Genomic DNA, 528 nt, shown 5'->3' on the forward strand with positions numbered 1-528 from the left:
CGCATGGAAATCGTCGGCAAGCCGGACGAGATTCCTGAAGTGCAGAAGGAAGTGCAGAAGGAAGTCGATAAGGCCGAGGGCAAGTCGTGGCCGATGATCGCGGTCGAGCGCTACGCCTTCTACGAGCGCGCCAAACAAGCCTATTGTGTCATCCAGACCGGCGAACGCCGCTTCTATGGCTGCTTCGCCTTCCGCAAGGGCGTCGTGCCGCCGGATGCGGAGTAGCGGCATGGCTTCGGGCAAGCCGGTCGTCATATTGGGTGTGTTCGTCGCCGACACCGCCTACAGGGCGCAGCGGCAGCCGCGCATGGGCGAAACGATCCTCGGCACATCCTTCGCGCTGGGTCCCGGCGGCAAGGGCTCGAACCAGGCGGTGGCCGCCGGCAAGCTCGGCGCCGACGTCACCTTCCTCACCCGCCTCGGCGTCGATCCCTTCGCCGACATGGCCAGGCAGACCTGGGCGCAGGCGGGCGTCAAGGATGCCGTCATCGATACGCCGGAAAGCTACACCGGCGCGGCCTACATCTT

General features: G+C 65.5%; 2 protein-coding genes. Both read left to right on the plus strand.

Annotation, left to right across the window (positions count from 1 at the left end; all coding sequences use genetic code 11):
• A partial coding sequence (locus tag EN925_RS38940) for an RbsD/FucU domain-containing protein (protein ID WP_281040718.1) occupies nt 1-225 on the plus strand: 225 nt, incomplete at its 5' end.
• A gap of 4 nt (nt 226-229) precedes the next feature.
• Nucleotides 230-528: PfkB family carbohydrate kinase (locus tag EN925_RS38945; RefSeq protein WP_245487493.1), on the plus strand; the 299-nt coding region annotated here is incomplete at its 3' end.

Origin of the sequence: Mesorhizobium sp. M7A.F.Ca.US.006.04.2.1 (assembly GCF_004022915.1) — a bacterium.
Classification (GTDB): domain Bacteria; phylum Pseudomonadota; class Alphaproteobacteria; order Rhizobiales; family Rhizobiaceae; genus Mesorhizobium; species Mesorhizobium ciceri.